Source organism: Sphingomonas sp. MJ1 (PH-R8) (assembly GCF_048058635.1).
Lineage (GTDB): Bacteria > Pseudomonadota > Alphaproteobacteria > Sphingomonadales > Sphingomonadaceae > Sphingomonas.
Genome location: NZ_JBBEFX010000003.1, coordinates 168075 through 187203, shown reverse-complemented (window position 1 = coordinate 187203; position 19129 = coordinate 168075). Strand labels below are relative to the sequence as shown.

General features: G+C 68.8%; 19 protein-coding genes and 1 tRNA gene. 8 read left to right on the top strand and 12 right to left on the bottom strand.

Translation table 11 applies throughout. The features are described 5' to 3' along the window. Nucleotides 1-95: 95 nt before the first annotated feature. Nucleotides 96-896, top strand: coding sequence for an MJ0042-type zinc finger domain-containing protein (locus tag VPH46_RS04075; protein WP_416609106.1), 801 nt, complete (start codon nt 96-98; stop codon nt 894-896). Here VPH46_RS04075 and VPH46_RS04070 read toward each other — a convergent pair. Then, the gene (locus VPH46_RS04070; protein ID WP_416609284.1) at nt 893-2212 is read right to left on the bottom strand and encodes an MATE family efflux transporter; all 1320 of its coding nucleotides are present in this window, start codon (nt 2210-2212) and stop codon (nt 893-895) included. The two genes, VPH46_RS04075 and VPH46_RS04070, sit on opposite strands and share 4 nt — an antisense overlap. A 292-nt stretch (nt 2213-2504) precedes the next feature. Here VPH46_RS04070 and VPH46_RS04065 point away from each other — a divergent pair. After that, nucleotides 2505-2591: transfer RNA gene (locus VPH46_RS04065), tRNA-Leu, on the top strand. Between the two features lie 313 nt (nt 2592-2904). Here the strand turns inward: VPH46_RS04065 and VPH46_RS04060 are convergent. Genes VPH46_RS04060 through crtY form a run of 4 tightly spaced genes read right to left on the bottom strand, consistent with a single transcriptional unit; the run spans nt 2905 to nt 7149 of the window. Further along, nucleotides 2905-3870 carry a phytoene/squalene synthase family protein gene (locus VPH46_RS04060; protein WP_416609104.1) on the bottom strand — a complete coding sequence of 322 codons (966 nt, stop codon included), beginning with the start codon at nt 3868-3870 and terminating at the stop codon, nt 2905-2907. A 5-nt stretch (nt 3871-3875) separates the two neighbouring features. After that, the gene (locus VPH46_RS04055) at nt 3876-4457 is read right to left on the bottom strand and encodes a TIGR00730 family Rossman fold protein (RefSeq protein WP_317892970.1); all 582 of its coding nucleotides are present in this window, start codon (nt 4455-4457) and stop codon (nt 3876-3878) included. A 35-nt stretch (nt 4458-4492) separates the two neighbouring features. Then, complete coding sequence (locus VPH46_RS04050; protein ID WP_416609102.1) at nt 4493-5971, bottom strand: phytoene desaturase; 1479 nt, start codon at nt 5969-5971, stop codon at nt 4493-4495. Next, a complete protein-coding gene (gene crtY / locus VPH46_RS04045) occupies nt 5968-7149 on the bottom strand; it encodes a lycopene beta-cyclase CrtY (RefSeq protein WP_416609100.1) in 1182 nt (393 codons plus the stop codon). Before crtY ends, VPH46_RS04050 begins: the two co-directional genes overlap by 4 nt. 83 nt (nt 7150-7232) lie before the next feature. Between crtY and VPH46_RS04040 the strand changes: the two genes are divergently transcribed. From VPH46_RS04040 to VPH46_RS04030, 3 genes are all read left to right on the top strand, one after another. Then, nucleotides 7233-8057, top strand: coding sequence for a sterol desaturase family protein (locus tag VPH46_RS04040; RefSeq protein ID WP_416609098.1), 825 nt, complete (start codon nt 7233-7235; stop codon nt 8055-8057). After that, nucleotides 7963-8412 (top strand): DUF2141 domain-containing protein, encoded by a 450-nt coding sequence (locus VPH46_RS04035; RefSeq protein WP_416609095.1) that lies wholly within the window; start codon nt 7963-7965, stop codon nt 8410-8412. The genes VPH46_RS04040 and VPH46_RS04035 overlap by 95 nt, the downstream gene beginning before the upstream one ends. A gap of 70 nt (nt 8413-8482) precedes the next feature. Further along, nucleotides 8483-9355, top strand: a complete 873-nt coding sequence (locus VPH46_RS04030) for a MipA/OmpV family protein (protein ID WP_416609093.1) — start codon at nt 8483-8485, stop codon at nt 9353-9355. Nucleotides 9356-9418: 63 nt separating this feature from the next. On the opposite strand, the gene nth is transcribed toward VPH46_RS04030, so the two are convergent. The 3 genes from nth to VPH46_RS04015 all read right to left on the bottom strand — a co-directional run bounded on the left by nth (nt 9419) and on the right by VPH46_RS04015 (nt 11266). Further along, a complete protein-coding gene (gene nth, locus VPH46_RS04025; protein WP_416609090.1) occupies nt 9419-10084 on the bottom strand; it encodes an endonuclease III in 666 nt (221 codons plus the stop codon). Further along, on the bottom strand, nt 10081-10809 hold the full coding sequence (dapB, locus tag VPH46_RS04020) for a 4-hydroxy-tetrahydrodipicolinate reductase (RefSeq protein ID WP_317892977.1): 729 nt from the start codon (nt 10807-10809) through the stop codon (nt 10081-10083). Before dapB ends, nth begins: the two co-directional genes overlap by 4 nt. Before the next feature lie 130 nt (nt 10810-10939). Then, nucleotides 10940-11266, bottom strand: coding sequence for a hypothetical protein (locus VPH46_RS04015; protein ID WP_239433888.1), 327 nt, complete (start codon nt 11264-11266; stop codon nt 10940-10942). 122 nt (nt 11267-11388) lie between these two features. Between VPH46_RS04015 and VPH46_RS04010 the strand changes: the two genes are divergently transcribed. Next, nucleotides 11389-12093 carry an NAD-dependent deacylase gene (locus VPH46_RS04010; protein WP_416609087.1) on the top strand — a complete coding sequence of 235 codons (705 nt, stop codon included), beginning with the start codon at nt 11389-11391 and terminating at the stop codon, nt 12091-12093. Between the two features lie 3 nt (nt 12094-12096). Here the strand turns inward: VPH46_RS04010 and era are convergent, their stop codons facing one another. The 3 genes from era to lepB form a co-directional block, all read right to left on the bottom strand. Beyond that, nucleotides 12097-12999, bottom strand: coding sequence for a GTPase Era (gene era / locus VPH46_RS04005; protein ID WP_416609084.1), 903 nt, complete (start codon nt 12997-12999; stop codon nt 12097-12099). A 70-nt stretch (nt 13000-13069) separates the two neighbouring features. Beyond that, nucleotides 13070-13741 carry a ribonuclease III gene (gene rnc / locus VPH46_RS04000; RefSeq protein ID WP_416609282.1) on the bottom strand — a complete coding sequence of 224 codons (672 nt, stop codon included), beginning with the start codon at nt 13739-13741 and terminating at the stop codon, nt 13070-13072. Next, nucleotides 13738-14544: a signal peptidase I gene (gene lepB / locus VPH46_RS03995; RefSeq protein ID WP_239433890.1), complete on the bottom strand. Its 807-nt coding sequence runs from the start codon at nt 14542-14544 to the stop codon at nt 13738-13740. The genes rnc and lepB overlap by 4 nt, the downstream gene beginning before the upstream one ends. Before the next feature lie 114 nt (nt 14545-14658). On the opposite strand from lepB, the gene pgi reads away from it, so the two are divergent. After that, on the top strand, nt 14659-16158 hold the full coding sequence (pgi, locus tag VPH46_RS03990) for a glucose-6-phosphate isomerase (protein ID WP_416609080.1): 1500 nt from the start codon (nt 14659-14661) through the stop codon (nt 16156-16158). 111 nt (nt 16159-16269) lie between these two features. Continuing rightward, nucleotides 16270-17619 (top strand): glutathione-disulfide reductase, encoded by a 1350-nt coding sequence (gene gor / locus VPH46_RS03985; RefSeq protein WP_416609078.1) that lies wholly within the window; start codon nt 16270-16272, stop codon nt 17617-17619. 162 nt (nt 17620-17781) lie between these two features. Here gor and VPH46_RS03980 read toward each other — a convergent pair whose 3' ends face one another. Next, the gene (locus tag VPH46_RS03980) at nt 17782-19065 is read right to left on the bottom strand and encodes a dicarboxylate/amino acid:cation symporter (protein ID WP_416609076.1); all 1284 of its coding nucleotides are present in this window, start codon (nt 19063-19065) and stop codon (nt 17782-17784) included. Between the last annotated feature and the right edge of the window lie 64 nt (nt 19066-19129).

The window sequence follows — 19129 nt, the reverse complement described above, 5'->3', positions numbered from 1 at the left end:
CGGACCTGCTCAAGCGGGGGACGCTGCTGCACCCTTGCCAGCACGGGTTTCCGCATGCTTAGGATCGCTATGCCCAGATCGGAATTGCCGCGTCGATGATCCTCGAGTGCACCCAATGCCACATGCGCTATGTGGTGCCCGACCATGCGATCGGGCCCGACGGACGCACCGTCCGCTGCGCAAGCTGCAAGCACAGCTGGTTCCAGCGTCCACCGCTGCTGGACTTGGGCGCGGCGGAGGCACTCCCGGCGCAGGAGCCCGCGCCGGCCGCGGCAGCGTCTCCCCCGGTGGCCGAGCCGGTTGCCGCGCCGACACCGGCAGCGCCACCCCCGCCCGCACCGGCTGCGCAAGCGACCTCGCCCGCCGCCGTCCAGCCCTCGCACCGCTATGTCGATCCAGAGGGCGAGCGCGCCGAGCGCGGTGAGCCGCGCCGCTACGACGCCTTTGCGCCGCGCCCGCCGTTCCGCCCGCGCCGCAACCCGTTCCGCCGCTGGACCGCGGCCGCCATCGCCGCGAGCGTCGCGATGATCATCGGCATCGCCGCCATCCTCTATCTCGGCACGCCCGGCATCGCTGCCAAGGTCGGCCTGCCGATCGGCAAGATCGAAACGCCGCTGCTGTTCGCCGACAAGCAGATCGAGCGCCGCAACCTGTCGAGCGGCAACGAGCTGTTCGCCATTTCCGGCAAGGTCGTGAACCCCACCGGCGAGCGCCAGCGCGTGCCCGACATCCGCGTCGATCTGAAGGACCAGCAGGAGCGCGTCGTCTACAGCTGGACGATCACGCCGTCGCAGCGGGAGCTGGGTCCCAGCGGCACCATCCTGTTCAACTCGGCGAAGCTCGACGTCCCGGCGAACTCCAAGATGCTCGAACTCAGCTTCGTGAACGGCCTCTAGGCACTGGCGCCGGCCCGCGGTGGCCCGGAAGCTTTGGCGATCCGGCGCGCGAGCTGTGCCAGCCGCGCGCCGTGGAGCAGCGCTGCCACCAGCATGCCGAGGCCCGATGCCCAGGCGAGCGCCAGCGGGCCGACGCCCGCCCCGACCAGCAGCCAGCCCGCGCCGCCGGTCACCACGAAGAAGGCGAGGATGCTGTTGGCGCCCGCCATCACCTGATCGCCCAGCGCCCGCAGCGTATAGACCAGCACCACCTGCACCCCGTCGAACAGGATGAAGGGCGCCCAGCGCAGCAGCATGGCGCCGGCCAGCAAGTGCACGTCGGCAGTCGCGGGGAACAGCCCGGTGATCCAGCCCGCGGACAGGAGCAGCACCAGCGCGAGCAGCCCGGTCGCGGCGGCGGCCAGGACGGCAGCGACCACGCCCCGCTGGATCGCGCGGTGCGGCACGCCCTCTCCTACGCCGTTGCCGGCGCGCACGCCTGCAGCCGAGCCCAGCCCCAGCGCCACCGCAAAAGTGACGTTGTGGATCGAGAACACGATCTGGAAGGCGTGCGCCGTCTCGGTGCCGAGCTGGGTCGAAAGGCCGATCAGCACCGCGAAGCCGACCAGCTCCAGCCCGGAGGCGATCGCCGGCACGAGCCCGAAGCCCAGCAGTGCGCGCACGCCCGACCAGCGCGGCGCCGCCGCCCCGCGCCAGCGGCCGACGTGGCGGACCGCCCTGTCCGGCAGCCGCAGCACGCACGCGAGCAGGACGATCGCCCCGATCGCCGATGCGATCGCGGTGGCCGCCGCTGCACCGACCGCGCCCAGTGCCGGCAGCCCCAGATGCCCACCAACCAGCGCCCAGGCGAGCAGCGCGTTGATCGGCAGCACACCCAGGTTCACCGCCGTCACCAGCCGCGGGCGGCTGATACCCTCCAGGAAGAAGCTCGCCGCAATGGTGAGCAGTTGGAAGGGATAGGCAAAGGCCATGGCGCGCACCACCGCCGCCGCTGCCGGCGCTAGAGCGGGCGAGACCCCGAGCAGGCGCAACAAGGGCTCGGCGAAGGCGAGCAGCACGCCGCCGCTGGCGAGACCGAGCAGCAGCGCCGCCACCAGCCCCTCGTGCAGCACCCGGCCCGTCGCCGGCAGGTCGCGGGCACCATCCGCCCGGGCGGCGAACACCAGCACGCCCGACAGCCAGCCGAGCACGACGACGATGCCGACGAAGGTCAGCGACCGGCTCGCCCCCAGCGCGGCCACCTCTTCCGTGCCGGCCAGACCGACGACGACCACGTCCGTCACGTGGAGCAGCGTCCAGTTGAGGCTGGTGAGCATCACCGGCCAGGCCAGCGCCAGCAGTCGGCGAACCTCGGATCGCGGCGAGGGAGCATCAAGAGCGGCAGCGGGGATCGGGGACACGGAGATACTCGACGGCAAGAGGCGACGGACAGAGCCCTAGCGGCGGGTTCGGCAAAGCGGAACGCCCGGCATCTCGGCGACATCCATCAGAAAAGGGCCCCGGCGCACCATCTGCCGCAGGAAAATCGCGAAGTCGGTTGCATGCCGCCGAATCGACTGCTAGGGGCGCTCGCCTACCAGCCGGGGGTTCTCCCCACGGTGTTCATGTGCGGTCGTGGCGGAACTGGTAGACGCGCAACGTTGAGGTCGTTGTGGCCGAAAGGCCGTGGAAGTTCGAGTCTTCTCGACCGCACCACAACTGCTCCGGTTCCCAGGCTCAGGCCGGGAACCGGAAGCGGTTTTCCCTCCAAAGGCAATCATCGTTATCCTGGCGGAAGTCGGACGGCGTTGCCGGTACATCGGTAGCCGGGATCTAGCGCGTCTGAATGCCAACGTTCCGGCATGACGGTCCCGTCTTGGCCCTCAGGCACCAACGAGGCCGGGCTGCGCACAGGAGGGGAGCGCCAGTTCGTCGCCTAACGCGTGCTCCTGCGGAGGCAGGAGCCCAGGGCCACAAGCGACACCTCCTGCGGCTCTGGGCTCCTGCCTGCGCAGGAGCACGGGGCGGTTCACCCGTGCCGAGGCCGCGTCCACAGCTCCGGATCGCGCGGCGTCCGCGGATAGCGCTTCGCCCGCCCCTGCGCCGCCGCAAAGGCCCGTGCGATCGCGGCGATCTTCTGCGGCTTGGAGGTGGTCACGCGGTGATCCCAGGCATGCTCGCCGCGTGCCCTGACGGCGCGCCCGATCCCGCCATAGATGTCGGCCGCCGCCAGCACGGCCCAGGCGGCGCGGAACGGCAGCGCCGGCGTGCCTTCGCGCGCACTTGCCTCATACCGCTCGGCCTGGTCCGCCAGCCGCCGCGCGAGCATCGCGATCCGCGGCCGAAGGTGCGGCTTCATATGCTCGCCCGGTGGCGCGTCGATCTCGACCAGCCACGCGACCGGCAGGTAGCAGCGCCCCGCAGCCGCATCCTCGGCCAGGTCGCGCGCGATGTTGGAAAGCTGAAACGCGATCCCCAGGTCGCACGCACGGTCGAGCGTGTCCTGGTCGGCCGGATCGACTCCCATCACCACCGCCATCAGGCAGCCGATCGCCCCGGCGACATGGTAGCAATAGCGGTAGAGGTCGTCCTCGCTGCGCGGGCGCCACTCCTCCGCATCGAGAGCGAAGCCCGCGATCACGTCATGCACCAGCGCGTGCGGTAGCCGGGCTTCGGCGGCTACGATCCGTAGCGCATCGAACGCTGGATCGCCGACCCATTCGCCGGCCAGCGCCATGTTCGTCTTGGCCGTGATCTCCGCCAGCCGCGCGGGCGCGTCGGCGACCGCCGTCATGCCATGGCCGAGCTCCTGCCCATCGGCGAGGTCGTCGCACGCCCGCGCCCAGGCATAGAGCAGCCACGCACGTTCCCGCGTCCGCCGGTCGAACAGCCGGCTCGCGGCGGCGAAGCTCTTCGATCCCGCCGCAATCGTCTCGCGCGCGGTCGCGACGATCGCATCGCGGCTCGGGCGATCGGCATGCACCGCGGCGGTCATGAAGCTTAGAGCTCGCTGCTCGACATCGAGAAGATCGGCCGCGCGACCTTGTGCCCGGCCATGCGATCGAGCAGCGAATCGAGCTGGTCGTCGATCAGCAGGATGTCGCGATGCATCGGCCGCAGGAAGCCGACCTCGGCCATCTTGTCCACGAACGCGATCAGCCCGTCGTAATAGCCCGCCACGTTGAGCAGCCCGACCGGCTTGGTGTGATAGCCGAGCTGCGCCCAGCTCATCGCCTCCCACAGCTCGTCCATGGTGCCGGTGCCCCCGGGAATGGTGACGAAGCCGTCCGACAGGTCGGTGAATGCCTGCTTGCGCTGGTGCATCGTCTCGACGACGTGCAGTTCGGTGCAGCCGCGGTGCGCGACCTCGGCATTGACGAGCGCGGTCGGGATCACGCCGATCACCTCGCCGCCCGCCTCCAGCGCGCCGTCGGCAACCGCACCCATCAGGCCGAGGCGGCCGCCGCCATAGACGACGCCGATGCCGCGTTCCGCCAGCGTGCGGCCGACGAAGCGCGCATTATCGATGTAGACGGGGTCCGACGGAGTCGCCGAACCGCAATAGATGGCCAGTCGCTTCACGTACTTTGTCCTTGGAATGTCGACGCAGCCGCGGGTCAGCGGCCGCGTTCCAGCATCAACGAGGCGGTCGCCTTCGCACTTCCCACCACACCCGGGATGCCGGCGCCGGGATGCGTACCCGCCCCCACGAAATAGAGGTTGGGGATATGGTCGTCGCGGTTGTGCGCGCGGAAGAAGGCGCTCTGCGTCAGGATCGGCTCCAGCGAGAAGGCCGAGCCCAGATGCGCGTTGAGGTCCTTCGCGAAATCGGGCGGCGCATAGCTGAACTTGGTGACGATCCGATCGTGGATGTCGGGGATCAGCCGGCGGCCGACCTCGTCCAGGATTCGCTTCTCGTACATGGGGCCGATGGTGTCCCAGTCGATCGGCAGCTTGCCCATGTGCGGCACCGGCGCCAGCGCGTAGAAGGTCGAATGCCCCTCCGGCGCCAAGCTCGGATCGGTGACGGTCGGGTGGTGCAGGTAGAGCGAGAAATCCTCCGACAGCACGCCATGGTCATAGATGTCGGACAGCAGCCCCTGATAGCGCGGCCCGAACAGGATCATGTGGTGCGGGATGCCCGGCCACGTGCCCTTGATCCCGAAATGCACCAGGAACAGCGACGGCGAGAAGCGCTTCTTCTCCAGCCGCGCCGTCGTCCGGCGCGCACTGCGGGAGTTGCGCAGCAGGTCCTTGTAGCTGTGCATCAGGTCGGCGTTGCTCGCCACCGCGTCCGACGCAATGCGCCTGCCGCTGCGGGTCACCACGCCGGTGGCATGGTCGCCCAGCGTCTCGATCTCCGTCACCGGATCGCCCAGGATCAGCGTGCCGCCCAGCCGCTCGAACAGCGCGACCATGCCCGAGACCAGCTGGTTGGTACCGCCCTTGGCGAACCAGACGCCGCCGTCGCGCTCCAGCTTGTGGATCAGCGCATAGATGGCGCTGGTTGTGCTCGGGTTGCCACCGACCAGCAACGTGTGAAAACTCAGCGCCTGGCGAAGCTTCTCGTTCTTCACGAAGGTGGAGACCATCGCATAGACCGAGCGCCACGCCTGGTATTTCGCCAGCGCCGGCGCCGCCTTCAGCATCGATCGGAAGTCGAGGAACGGCTTGGCGCCGAGCTTCACATAGCCTTCCTCGTACACGCCCTTGGCGTATTCCAGGAAGCGCGCGTAGCCATCGACGTCCTGCGGATCGAGCTTGGCGATCTCGGAGCGCAGCGACACATCGTCGTTCGAATAGTCGAAGTTGGTGCCGTCCGCCCAGTTGAGCCGGTAGAAGGGCGTCACCGGCTCCAGCGTCACGTCCCAGGCCATCTCGTGCCCCGACAGCTGCCACAGCTCGCGCAGGCAGTCGGGATCGGTGATCACCGTGGGGCCTGCGTCGAAGGTGAAGCCGTCGCGCTCGAACACATAGGCCCGGCCGCCGGCCTTTTCGCGGCCCTCGATCAGCGTCGTCTCGACCCCGGCCGATTGCAGGCGAATGGCGAGCGCCAAGCCGCCGAATCCTGCGCCGATCACCGTTGCCGTTCTCAAGTCCGTTTCTCCCGGCCGCCAGCCTGCATGTCCCAAATCGCCCGTATCGCGCGTGCCACCGGGACCGGCGGCTTGCCGGCGAGCACACGCACCTTGTCGGCCCAGCTCGACCGTCCGGCATAGAAGCGCCCGATCAGTCCCGCGTCCAGCCGATAGAATCGCTCCAGCACGCGATAGCGCGCCTCAGGCTTCGCTGCCCTGAACAACATGGCGGTAAGCATGCGGTAGAATCCCCGCGCACGCCATGTCGTGCGCGCAAGGCCCTGCGTCAACTCGGCGAGGCCCGCGGCGGACAGATCGCGCGCGCCCGCGATCGCCGCCGCCGTCCGCACCGCGTCGGGCAGCGAATAGCCGGTCAGCGGGTGGAACAGCCCGGATCGCATGCCCGCCTTCGCGACCGGCGGGGTGGAGTTCCAATAGGCGTCGAAGTCGCCCCCGAACGCGACCGGCAGCACCCCGCGCTCCTCCCGCGCCACCTCGGCAATGCGCCAACCCTGCGCCTCGGCATAGGCGCGGATGCGCTGCCGCAGCACCGCCGCATCGATCTCGGGACCGTCGCTGTAATAGGTGTCCTCGACGAACATCCGGTCGGGGCCGAGCGGCAGGCAATAGACGAAACGGTAGCCGTCGAGCTGTTCGACGCGCGCATCCATCACGGTCGGCCGGGTGCGCCCGTGCGGCTGTTCCAGCACCAGCTCCTGCCCGACGAACTTCTGCCATCCGCATTGGAGGCGCGACAGGTCGCCGGGACCCCGGCAGTCGATCACGCCCTTGGCGTCGATCCGTGTGCCATCGTCCAGCACCACGCTGGTCGCACCGGCCTCCACCACGCTCCGGCCGGTGAGGAGCGCGTCGTCGGGCAGGGCCGCGCGCAGCACCCCGTCGAGCCGCTCCGACTCCACGCTGTTGTAGGTGGCGTCGAGCGTGCGGCGGTGGCCCGGAAAAGCGACGTCATAGCCCTGCCAGCGATGGCCCACGACCGGCTCGATGATCCAGCGATCGGCCGCCGCGACATCGCTGTCGAAGAAGGACCACAGGTGATTGCCGCCGAACCGCTCGCCCGACTCCACCAGCCGCAGCGACAGCTCCGGGCGACGCTTGGCGAGCGCCAGCGCGATCAGCCCTCCTGCGAGTCCCCCGCCCAGGATCGCCAGGTCGCAGTGATGATGGGTTGGCATGCCCCTCGCCTAGCGGAGCTTGCCGAGCGGCGAAAGGGCAGCGCGCCATGGCGCCGGGCCGACGGAACCGCTAAAGCCCGCCCATGTCCGTCGCCCTCGCCATCCTGCTGTCCGCGCTTGCGATGACCGCGATCGTGGGCGTGCGCTACCTGCTCGCGTCCGGCGGCTTCGCGTTCGCGACGCGGCTGCGCCAGCCGGGGCTCTACCAGGGCCTCGACCGGCAGATCGTGAAGGAAATCCGCTGGAGCCTGATCTCCGCCGCCATCTATGGCATCCCGGCCGGCGTCGTCGCCTGGGGCTGGCAGAACCGGGGCTGGACCCGGATCTACACCGACGTGCACGACCGGCCGCTGTGGTGGCTGCCGCTGTCGGTGCTGCTCTATCTCTTCCTGCACGACACCTGGTTCTACTGGAGCCACCGCTGGATGCACCGGCCGCGCGTGTTCCGGGTGGCGCATGCGGTCCACCACGCCAGCCGGCCACCGACGGCCTGGGCGGCGATGGCGTTCCACCCGATCGAGGCGCTGACCGGCGCCTTCGTCATCCCGCTGCTGGTGTTCCTGATCCCGATCCATGTCGGGGCGCTGGGCGTGGTGCTGACGGTGATGACGGTGATGGGCGTCACCAACCACATGGGGTGGGAGATTTTCCCGCGCGCGGTCTGGGCCGGGCCGCTCGGCGGCTGGCTCATCACCGCCAGCCATCACCAGCGCCACCACCAGCGCTATGGCTGCAATTTCGGCCTCTACTTCCGCTTCTGGGATCGCCTGTGCGGCACCGATGACGGACTCGGCAGCTTTGGAAAGAACAGGAATGATCAAGCAGGCGTGCGCAACAGCGATACGGTTCGGCTGGGGCGCAGCGGCACTGGTGCTGCTGACGGGAGCCACGCCGACCACCGAGCTTGAAGTCACCCTCAACCAGTTGCGCTCTTCGAAGGGTATGATCCGGCTGTGCGTGACCGCGAACCCGAAAAGCTTTCCCGGCTGTGCCAAGGACGCGCATGCCATCACCCGCTCCGTCCCCGCCGCCGAGCATGTGATCCGCGTGCAAGGGCTTGTGCCGGGCACCTATGCGCTGTCGGTGATCCACGACGAGAACGGCAACGGCAAGCTCGACACCTTTGCCGGTATCCCGCGCGAGGGCTTCGGCTTTTCCAACAATCCGGGCCTCGGATTCGGACCGCCGCGCTTCGCCGCCGCGCAGTTCGCGCTGTCAGGTGATGCCGATCGGCAACAGGTAAAGATCCGTTATCTGTTTTGAGCGGAACCGCGGGAGCCAAGGGTGTTGCGCGGCGTTACGCTCCAGCAACATTCCATAAAGGCACCTGTCCTTGACTACGATCTTCCGCACCGCCTCTGCCGCGCTGGTGCTTTCGCTTTCTGCCCTCGGCACCACTCCTGCACTGGCGCAGGACGGTGATTCCACCACCATCCACAACAACGATGACGGCAGCGACTACGCCGTGCTCGGGTTGGGCGGCGCGATCCTGACGGACTATGAGGGTTCCGACGACTACAGCTTTACGCCGGTTCCGATCGGCATCGGCCGAGTTTCGGGCTTCAACTTCCTGCTCGCGGGCAACCGGCTGAGCGTCGACCTGATTGCGGACAACTTCGGCCCCGGCCTCGATTTTCAGGCCGGTCCGGTCGCGGCGCTGAACTTCAACCGTAGCAGCACCAAGAGCATCGACGACGAGCGCGTCAAGGCGCTCGGCAAGCGCAAGACCGCGCTCGAAGTCGGTGGCTATCTCGGCATCGGCCAGACCGGCGTCTTCACCAGCGAGTTCGATCGTCTCTCCGCCTCGGTCAGCTATCGCAAGGGCGTGACCGGGGCGCACTCCGCCGGCATCTTCACGCCGACCGTCACCTACATGACCCCGCTCAGCACCAAGTCGGTCGTCACCATCTTCGTCGCGGCCGAGCGCGCGGAAAAGGGGTACGCGCAGAGCTACTTCGGCATCAATCCGCAGCAGAGCGAGGATAGCGGCCTGCCCGTCTACAACGCGCGCGGCGGCTGGAAGAACTGGACGCTGGGCGGGGCCGGCGCCGTGTCGCTGACCGGCAACCTGCGCAACGGCCTGCAGGCGTTCGGCGGCGTCGTCTATCGCCGCATGCTCAACGACTTCGCCGAAAGCCCCGTGACCAGCATCGCGGGCGACCGCGATCAGTGGCTGGGCTCGGTGGGCCTCGCCTACAGCTTCTAACGCGCTTGGGAGAGCCCCGGCTGCCGGTCCGCAAGGGCCGGCAGCCGTGTGGGGCTCGGCAGTTCAGACGCCAGCGGCGGCCTTGCGGGCCGCGGGCGGCGGTGTCTTGGGCTTGTAGGCGCACAGATCGACCACCGGGCAGCACCAGCATTCCGGGGTCCGCGCCTTGCACACATAGCGGCCGTGCAGGATCAGCCAGTGGTGCGCGTGCAGCCGAAACGGCTGCGGCGTCACCCGGTCGAGCACCAGTTCCACCGCCAGCGGCGTCTTGCCCTTGGCCAGGCCCGTGCGGTTGCCGACCCGGAAGATATGGGTGTCGACGGCGAACGTCTCCGCCCCAAACGCGACGTTCATCACGACGTTTGCGGTCTTGCGCCCCACGCCGGGCAGCTTCTCCAGCGCCTCACGGCTCGCCGGCACCTTCCCGCCATGCTCGGCGATCAGCGCCTCAGACAGCGCGATCACGTTCTTGGCCTTGGTGTTGAACAGGCCGATGGTCTTGATGTGCTCCTTCAGCCCCGCCTCGCCGAGCGCCACCATCTTCTCCGGCGTGTCGACCTCGGCGAACAGCCGGCGCGTCGCCTTGTTGACGCCGGCGTCGGTCGCCTGCGCCGAGAGCACGACCGCCACCAGCAGGGTGAAGTCGTTGACCGATTCGAGTTCGGTCTCGGGGTGCGGATTGGCTTCGGCCAACCGCCGGTAGAATTCGAAAACGTCGGCCCGCTTCAAAGGCCCAGCACCGCGTCCATGCTGTAGCGCCCGGGCGCCTGCTGCACGAGCCACTGCGCCGCTTTCACCGCGCCACGCGCAAAGATCGCGCGGTCGTCGGCGCGATGGCCCAGCTCGATCCGCTCGCCTTCGCCGGCGAAGATCACCTGGTGGTCACCCACCACGCGCCCGCCGCGCAGCGCCGCAAAGCCGATCGTGCCCTGCGCTCGCGCACCGACCAGCCCGGCACGGCCAACCACGGCCACTTCCGACAGCTCGACGCCCATGCCCTCGGCCGCGGCCTCGCCCAGCATCAGCGCCGTACCCGACGGCGCATCCACCTTCATGCGGTGGTGCATCTCGACGATCTCGATGTCCCAGTCGGAACCGAGCCGCTCGGCCGCCTCCCGCACCAGGCGCGACAGCAGCGCCACGCCGAGTGACGTGTTGCCGGTCTGCAGGATCGGGATCTCCTCGGCAGCCTGGTCGATCAGCGCATGTTGCGCGCGCGACAGGCCGGTGGTGCCGATCAGGATCGGGGTCGCCGTAGCGCGGGCGGCGGCGATATGGGCATCGACGGCAACGGCTGCGGAGAAGTCGACCAGGACGTCGGCCCTGCGCGCGATACCCTCCGGATTCTCGCCGGCATCGGCGCCACCGGCCAGCGTCGCGCCCAGCTCCGGGATGACGGCGGCGATGGCCTGTCCCATGCGGCCCAGCCGCCCATAGATGCCGATGCTTGCCATGATGCTCCGCCTTGCCGTGCCCGGCGGCCCAACGCGCGTCGGGAGCACCGGCTCCCCGCCTCGACGACCGGTCCGCGGCTCATGGCAGAAAGCCGCCGCCCCCGACAAGCGGAAGCGACAGCGAAACGGATCAGGCGGCGACGTGCGCGACCGGTGCCTCGGCGTATTTCGGATCTTGGGGATTGAACTCGGGGAACGGCGTGAACAGGCGCGAGGTCAGCGCAACGCCGTTCAGCCCGGCGAGTTTGAAGGTGCCGAGCTTCGCCACCTTGGGCGCGCCGCCGGCACGCTCCACGGTGACCGCATCGACGTGCAGGTCGCCATGCTTGGTCCACAGCATGTGGGGCGCCAGCAGCATGTCCATGTTGTTGTACACCACCGACACGCAGATGCGCTGCATCATTGCGAAGCGCAGGATGTCGCTGATGCTCGCGCGGTCTTCTTGGGCGTCACTCACGGGGGTGGAACGGGCTAGTTCGAGCATTTGTTGCATTGCGGCACGCAGCTAGTCGTACGCCGCCACCGCTTCAAGCGTGTTTGTGGATTGGCGGCTGTCCCGTCCCGGGGCTAGATCCCCCCATGCACGCCGTCCGCAACATCGTCGTTCTCACCGGCGCCGGCCTTTCCGCCGAAAGCGGCCTTGCGACCTTCCGCGGCCCCGGCGGCCTGTGGGAAGGGCATCGTGTCGAGGACGTGTGCACGCCCGAGGCGCTGGCGCAGGATCCGGCGCTGGTGCACCGCTTCTATGATGCGCGGCGGGAGGCGCTCGACACCGTGGAGCCCAACGGGGCGCACCAGGCCCTGGCGCGCCTGGATGCCGCATGGGCGGGCGAGTTGCTGATCGTCACCCAGAACGTCGACGACCTGCACGAGCGCGCCGGTGCGCAACGGCTGCTGCACATGCATGGCGCGCTGCGCTCCGCCCTGTGCGCGGCGTGCGGCACCCGCATGCCGCACGAGGGCCCGCTGCCTCCCGGCAGCGGCTGCCCGGTCTGTGGCGCGGCGGCGTTGCGCCCGGACATCGTCTTCTTCGGCGAGATGCCGTACGACATGGATCGCATCGAGGCGGCGCTCGCGGACGCCGACCTGTTCGTATCGATCGGCACCTCCGGCGCGGTCTATCCCGCCGCCGGCTTCGTCCAAATGGCCGCGCATCTTGGTGCCGCTACCCTGGAACTCAATCTCGAACCCTCGGCCGGCAGCCACTCGTTCGAAGAAAGCCGCCTCGGTCCGGCGACACGGCTGGTGCCGGAATGGGTCGAGGAAGTGCTCGCCGGGCGCTGAGCCTCACTCCACCCAGTCGAGGCCGATGTCGCGATAGAGGGTGCGGTCCTCCTCCCAGTCGGGCTTCACCTTGACGTGGAGGTAGAGGTGGACGCGCACACCCATCAGCGTCTGGAGCTCGGCTCGCGCCTTGGCGCCGATTTCCTTGATGCGGGTCCCGCCCTTGCCCAGCACGATCGCACGCTGGCTCTCGCGCCCGACCAGGATCTGCTGGTGGATCTCGACCGACCCGTCCTCGCGCTCCTTGTACAGCTCGGTATCGACCGCGATCGCATAGGGCAGCTCGGCATGGAGCTGGTGGTAGATCTGCTCGCGGGTCATCTCCGCCGCCAGCATCCGGTCGGTCGCGTCGGAGACCTGGTCCTCCGGGAAGTGCCAGGGCCCTTCCGGCATGCGCGCCGCAAGCGCAGCCTTGAGCTCCGGCACGCCGTCGCCGGTCTGGGCACTCACGAAAAAAGTCTCGTCGAAGCCCATCTGTTCGTTCAGGCGCGCGGCATGCGTCAGCAGGCGCGGCTTGTCGGCGATGTCGACCTTGTTGAGGATCAGCAGCTTGGGCTCGCGGCGGTGGGCGAGCCGCTCGGCGATGTCCGTCACCTTGGGGCCGAGGCCGCCCTTGGCATCCACCACGAAGGCGATGGCGTCCGCGCCTTCGGCACCTTCCCAGGCGGCGGCGACCATCGCGCGATCGAGCCGGCGGCGCGGGTCGAAGATGCCGGGCGTATCGACCAGCAGCAACTGCGTGTCGCCTTCGATGGCGATGCCCATCAGGCGGGTGCGCGTGGTCTGTGCCTTGGCGCTGGTGATCGCGACCTTCTGGCCGACCATCGCGTTGACGAGCGTCGACTTGCCCGCGTTGGGGGCGCCGACCACGGCAACGAGGCCACAGCGTTGGGTGGAGGGGTTCATATGCAAGCCTAAATGCTAAGAGAGAAATTGTGGGCCGCGAAGCCCGGCCGTGCAAGCCACCGCTGTCGCGTCAACGCTCCAGCTGGCGCAACAGCGCCTTGGCGGCGGCGGTTTCCGCCTCCTGCTTGGACGTACCCTGTGCCGACGCCTCGGCGAGCTTGCCGATCGACACCTTGACGGTGAACCGCGGCGCGTGCCCCGGCCCGGAGCGGTCGACCACGGTATATTCGGGCGGGCGCCGGTCATTTGCGGCGGCCCATTCCTGAAGCGCGGACTTGGGGTGCTTGGGCGCGCGGACCTGCGTTTCGATGCGATCGGCCCAGATCCGGCGCACGAAGCCGCGCGTCGCCTCCAGCCCCGCCTCCAGGTAGAAGGCGCCGATCAGCGCCTCCATCACGTCGCCCAGCACATTGTCGCTCTGCGTCGCGCCGTCGTCGCGCGCCTGCTTACCCAGGCGCAGGTGCGGCACCGCGCCCAGTTCGCGCGCCAGTTCGGCACACACGGCACCCGTCACCAGCGCGTTGATCCGCCGCGACAGCTTGCCCTCGGGCTCTTCCGGGAAACGCTCGAACAACCACTCCGCCATCAGCAGGCCGAGCACGCGATCGCCCAGGAACTCGAGCCGTTCATAGCTTTCGCCGGCATGGCTGCCATGCGTCACCGCCCGCTCGAACAGCGGCAGCGGCAGGTCGTCGCGGCCGAAGGTGGCGGCGATCCAGGGGGCGAGCGGGGGCGTGCTCAGAAGCCTTCCCCGATCCGATCGAAGCGCGCGGCGCTGACCCAGGTCCAGGGCAGCAGCCACTGCGCGCTGCCGTCGGTCGACCAGAAGTTGACCACCGCCTTGCCCTCCAGATTTGCCATCGGCACGAAGCCGATGCCCTGGTTGGGCATCGCCGGGAAGCGGCTGTCGGCGCTGTCGTCGCGGTTGTCGCCCATCAAGAAGACATGCCCCGCGGGCACCGTGTAGACGCCGGTGTCGTCGGCGGGCGTCTCCGCCTGGTCGAGCACGCGATAGCGCTTGCCGTTGGGGAGCGTCTCCTCGAACTGCGGATAGCGGCAGATCGGCTTGCCGGCCGCATCCTCGTCCTGGAATTCGAACTGGCAGCCGAAGTTCGGCGACACCGGCAGCACGAAGTCGGCGATGCGCTGCTTCGGGATCGGCTTTCCGTTCAAGAACAGCTGGCCGCGCTGCATCTGCACGCGGTCGCCCGGCAGGCCGATCACGCGCTTGACCCAATTGTCCTCGGCGGTCGGCGGTGCCTTGAACACCACCACGTCGCCGCGCTCGGGCGTGCTCGCAAATACGCGGCCGGGGATCAGCGGCAGGCTCCACGGCAGGCTGTGGCGCGAATAGCCGTAGTTCCACTTGGTGATGAACAGATAGTCGCCGACCAGCAACCGCGGGAGCATCGAGCCCGACGGGATGTTGAAGGGCGAGAAGAAGAAGCTGCGGATCACGAACACGAAGATCGCGAGCTTCACGAAAAACAGCACCGTCTCGCGCAGTTCGGAGCGCTGGCGACGGGCGGCGGGTTTGCTGGCCATGACGCCTGCTGTGCGGGGGACTCCTGCCCACGTCAACCCAGGCTGTTGGGGAGTAGCGGAGCGGCCTGTGCCGCGCTAGGTCGCGCCACGACGACGGCTTGAAGGAGAAAACGCATGACGGACACCGCCTGGCAGGCCGTGGAGGCACTGGCGCCCAAGCGCCTGACCGAGTTGTTTGCAGCCGAGCCAGACCGGCTCGAGGCGCTGACGCTCGACGTCGCCGGTATTCATTTCGACTGGTCCAAGACGCACCTCGACGCAGCCGGGCTCCAGGCGTTCGCGCAGCTGGCCGATGCCGCCGGCCTCGCCGCACGCCGGGACGCGCTGTTCGCGGGCGAGCCGGTCAACGTGACCGAGGGCCGCGCCGCCGAGCATGCGGCCCAGCGCGGCGAAGGCCATCCGGAGAGTGTCGCCCAGGCGCGCGGCTTCCACGCCCGCATGCGCGCGCTGATCGACGCGATCGAGGCCGACGCACTGGGCCCGATCCGGCACGTGCTGCACATCGGCATCGGCGGCTCGGCGCTTGGCCCGGACCTGCTGATGGATGCGCTCGGCCGCGATTCGGACCGCTACGACGTGGCGATCGTCTCCAACGTCGATGGCCTCGCGCTGGAGGAAGCGATCGAGGACTTCGATCCCGATGCGACCCTGCTGGTGATCGCGTCCAAGACCTTCACCACCACCGAGACGATGCTCAATGCGGAGAGCGCGATCGGCTGGATGACCGAGAATGGCGTGGCGGACCCCTATGGCAAGGTGATCGCGCTGACGGCGAACCCCGAGCAGGCGATCGCATGGGGCGTCGACGAGACCCGCGTCCTCCCCTTCTCCGAAAGCGTCGGCGGCCGCTATTCGCTGTGGTCCTCGATCGGCTTTCCGGCCGCGATCGGCCTTGGCTGGGACGTGTTCGAGGAACTGCTGGAGGGCGCGGCCGAGATGGACCGCCACTTCCGCCTAGCCGAGCCGCTGCGCAACGCGCCGGTGCTCGCGGCCTTTGCCGACCTCTACTACACCCAGGTCCGCAAGGCCGAGACCCGCGCCACCTTCGCCTATGACGAGCGGCTGCGGCTGCTGCCCTCCTATCTCCAGCAGCTGGAGATGGAGTCGAACGGCAAGCGCGTGACCGCCGACGGCACGCCCGTCACCCGCCCGACCGCACCGATCACCTGGGGCGGCGTCGGTACCGACGCGCAGCACGCGGTGTTCCAGCTGCTCCATCAGGGCACCCACCTGGTGCCGGTCGAGTTCATCGCCGCGATCGAGCCGGGCGATGTGCTGAGCGAAGCCCACCACCGCCAGCTGCTGCTGAATGCGCTGGCCCAGGGCGCGGCGCTGATGGCGGGGCGCGACAACGAGGACCAGGCGCGCGCCTATCCGGGCGACCGCCCGTCGTCGACGCTGCTGCTCGACCAGGTGGACGCCCGCACGCTGGGCGCGCTGATCGCCTTCTACGAGCACCGCACCTTCGTCAGCGCGGCACTGCTGGGGATCAACCCGTTCGACCAGTTCGGCGTCGAACTCGGCAAGGAAATGGCCAAGGCGGCGGACAAGGGCGGCCAAGCGTTCGACGCGTCCACGACGGACCTGCTCCGCCGCGCCGGTCTCGCCGGCTGATCGACGCAGCCGATCGACGTGAGGGAGGCATTGCGCCACCCTCACGCCGATCCCGCGTTATAGAGGCAGTTCCTTCGCGCCCACCCGCGCCCCTTCCTGCAGGCGAGCATCATGGCAGACTTCGACTACGACCTCTTCGTCATCGGCGCCGGCTCCGGCGGCGTGCGCGCCGCCCGCGTCTCCGCAGCGCATGGGGCGAAGGTGGCGATCGCCGAGGAATATCGGGTCGGCGGCACCTGCGTGATCCGCGGCTGCGTGCCCAAGAAGCTGCTCGTCTACGGCGCGCACTTCGCCGAGGACCTGCGCGATGCCAAGCAGTTCGGCTGGGACGTGCCGGAGCCGTGCGCGTTCAGCTGGCCGCGGCTTCGCGACAACGTGCTGAGTGAGGTCGACCGGATCAACAAGGCCTATACCGCCACCCTCACCAACCATGGCGTCGAGATCATCGGCGAGCGCGCCACGATCTCCGGCTCCCATTCGGTGACGCTGGCTTCCGGCCGCACGATCACGGCGGGCAAGATCCTGGTGGCGGTCGGCGCGCGCCCGGCGATCCCCGTCTGCCACGGCCATGAGCATGGCATCACCTCCAACGAGGCGTTCCACCTCGACGCGGTGCCCAAGCGCATCCTGATCGCGGGCGCGGGCTATATCGCCAATGAGTTCGCCGGGATCTTCAACGAGTTCGGCAGCAAGGTCACGCTCATCAACCGCAGCGACGTGATCCTGCGCGGCTATGACGAATCCATCCGCGACCGGCTGCTCCAGATCTCGATGCTCAAGGGCATCGACTTCCGCTTCCATGCCGAGTTCGAAGGCATCGAAAAGGGCGAGGACGGCTGCCTCACCGTCACCATGTCGAACCACGAGCCGATCACGGTCGATTGCGTGCTGTTCGCCACCGGCCGCGTTCCCAACACCGAAGGGCTCGGGCTCGAGACGGCCGGGGTCGAACTGGACGACAAGGGTGCGATCAAGGTCGACGCGGACAGCAAGTCGAGCTGCGACAGCATCTATGCGGTGGGCGACGTCACCAACCGCGTGCAGCTGACGCCTGTGGCGATCCGCGAGGGGCAGGCGTTCGCCGACACGGTGTTCGGCGGCAAGCCGCACCGCGTCGATTACGAGAACATCCCCGCCGCCGTGTTCAGCCATCCGCCGATGGCCGGCGTCGGCATGACGGAGGCACAGGCCAAGAACAAGCTCGGCTCGGTGAAGGTCTACCAGTCCGACTTCCGCCCGATGAAGAACGTGCTCGCCGGCCGCAACGAGCGCGCGCTCTATAAGATGATCTGCGAGAGCGAGACTGGCCGGGTCGTGGGGCTGCACATGATCGGCCCGGACTCGCCCGAGATCCTGCAGGCCGCCGCCATCGCGGTGAAGGCAGGCCTTACCAAGGACGACTTCGACCAGACGGTGGCGCTCCACCCGAGCATGGCCGAGGAACTGGTGCTGATGCGCTGAACGGGCGAGGCCTCGAGCCCCGGAGGAAACCGTTCGTGCTGAGTTGGGGCTGAGCGAAGTCGAAGACCCGTATCGAAGCACCTGCGCAGGTCCTTCGATACGCCAATTCGACTTCGCTCAATGGCTACTCAGGACAAACGGATCGCATTGCGATTGTCTGTCCTAGCGAGCCGGCACCTCATCCCCCGAGAGCAGCGCGTCCGACCCGGTCCGCGCAGCACCGCCAGCGACCCGCTCGGAGATCACGCTGGTCACCGCCAGGTTCATCGTCACGTTGCCGAGCGTGCGGACCAGGTCGGGGAAAGTCTCCACCGCCACCAGCAGCGCGAGCGGCTCGACCGGCACGCCCATGGCGATGCCGATCGGCGCGATCGACGAGACGAAGCTGATCTGGCCCGGGAGGCTCGCCGCACCCATGGTGGTGATCGCGCCCGCGGCGATACCGGCCGCGATCTGCCCGGCGCCCAAGTGGACGCCGAAGACATGCGCGACATAGACCGCGACCGCGACGTTCATCGCCGGCCCGGTCGCGCGGAACAGCGCCACCGCCATCGGCAGCACCACGCCGGAGGTGGCGACGGGCACCCCCGCCTCCTCGGATCCGCGCAGCATCGCCGGCAGCGAGGCGAGCGAGGACTGGGTGCTGATCGCCACCGCCTGTGCCGGCGCCGTCGCGCGCAGGAAGCGGCCGAGGGACACACGCCCGCCAAACATCGCCAGCGGATAGGCGAGCAGCCACACCACCATGCCGACCGCCATCACGATCAGCACATAGTGCACCAGCGCACCGAAGGCGGCCGTACCCGCCCGCGCGCCGACGACATAGCCGAGCGCGAACACGCCGAGCGGCCCCAGCCACAAGACCCAGCGGATCACGATCAGCATCGTGTCGGCCAGCCCCTGGAACAGCCGCACCAGCAGCTGGCGGGAATCGCCCGAAAGCCGGGTGAGCGCAAAGGCGAACACCAGGGTGAACAGGATCAGGGGCAGGAACTGGTCGTTCGCCGCGGCCGCGATCGGGTTGGTCGGCACGATCGCGACCAGGAACTGGGTGAAGGGCGGAACCTCCGCCGTGGGGCCCGCCTGCCCGAAGGTCCCGCGCAGGGCGCCGGCTGCCGTGTCCGACAGCGGAAACCAGTCGAGCAGCCCCAGGGTGACGCCTGCGCCCAGCGCCGAGGAGGTCCAGAGGATCACGACGAACAACAGGATGGATCGGGTCGCGATCCGGCCGGCGCGCGCGGCTTCTGCGGTCTGGGCGACGCCGGTCACCAGCAGCGCGACCACCAGCGGGACGATCGTCATGCGCAGCGCATTGAGCCAGGCGGTGCCGATCGGCTCTGCCCAGGCGATGCCCGCGAGCGCGGTGCCGGGCGCCTGGGCGGCGAGCATCACCCCCAGCGCCAGTCCCGCCACCAGTCCGGTCAGAATACGCGCCGCTTGCGACATGCTCGCCCTTCGTCAAAACGCGCGCTATCCACGCCGATCACGAGCGGCACAACCTGAGGGCAGC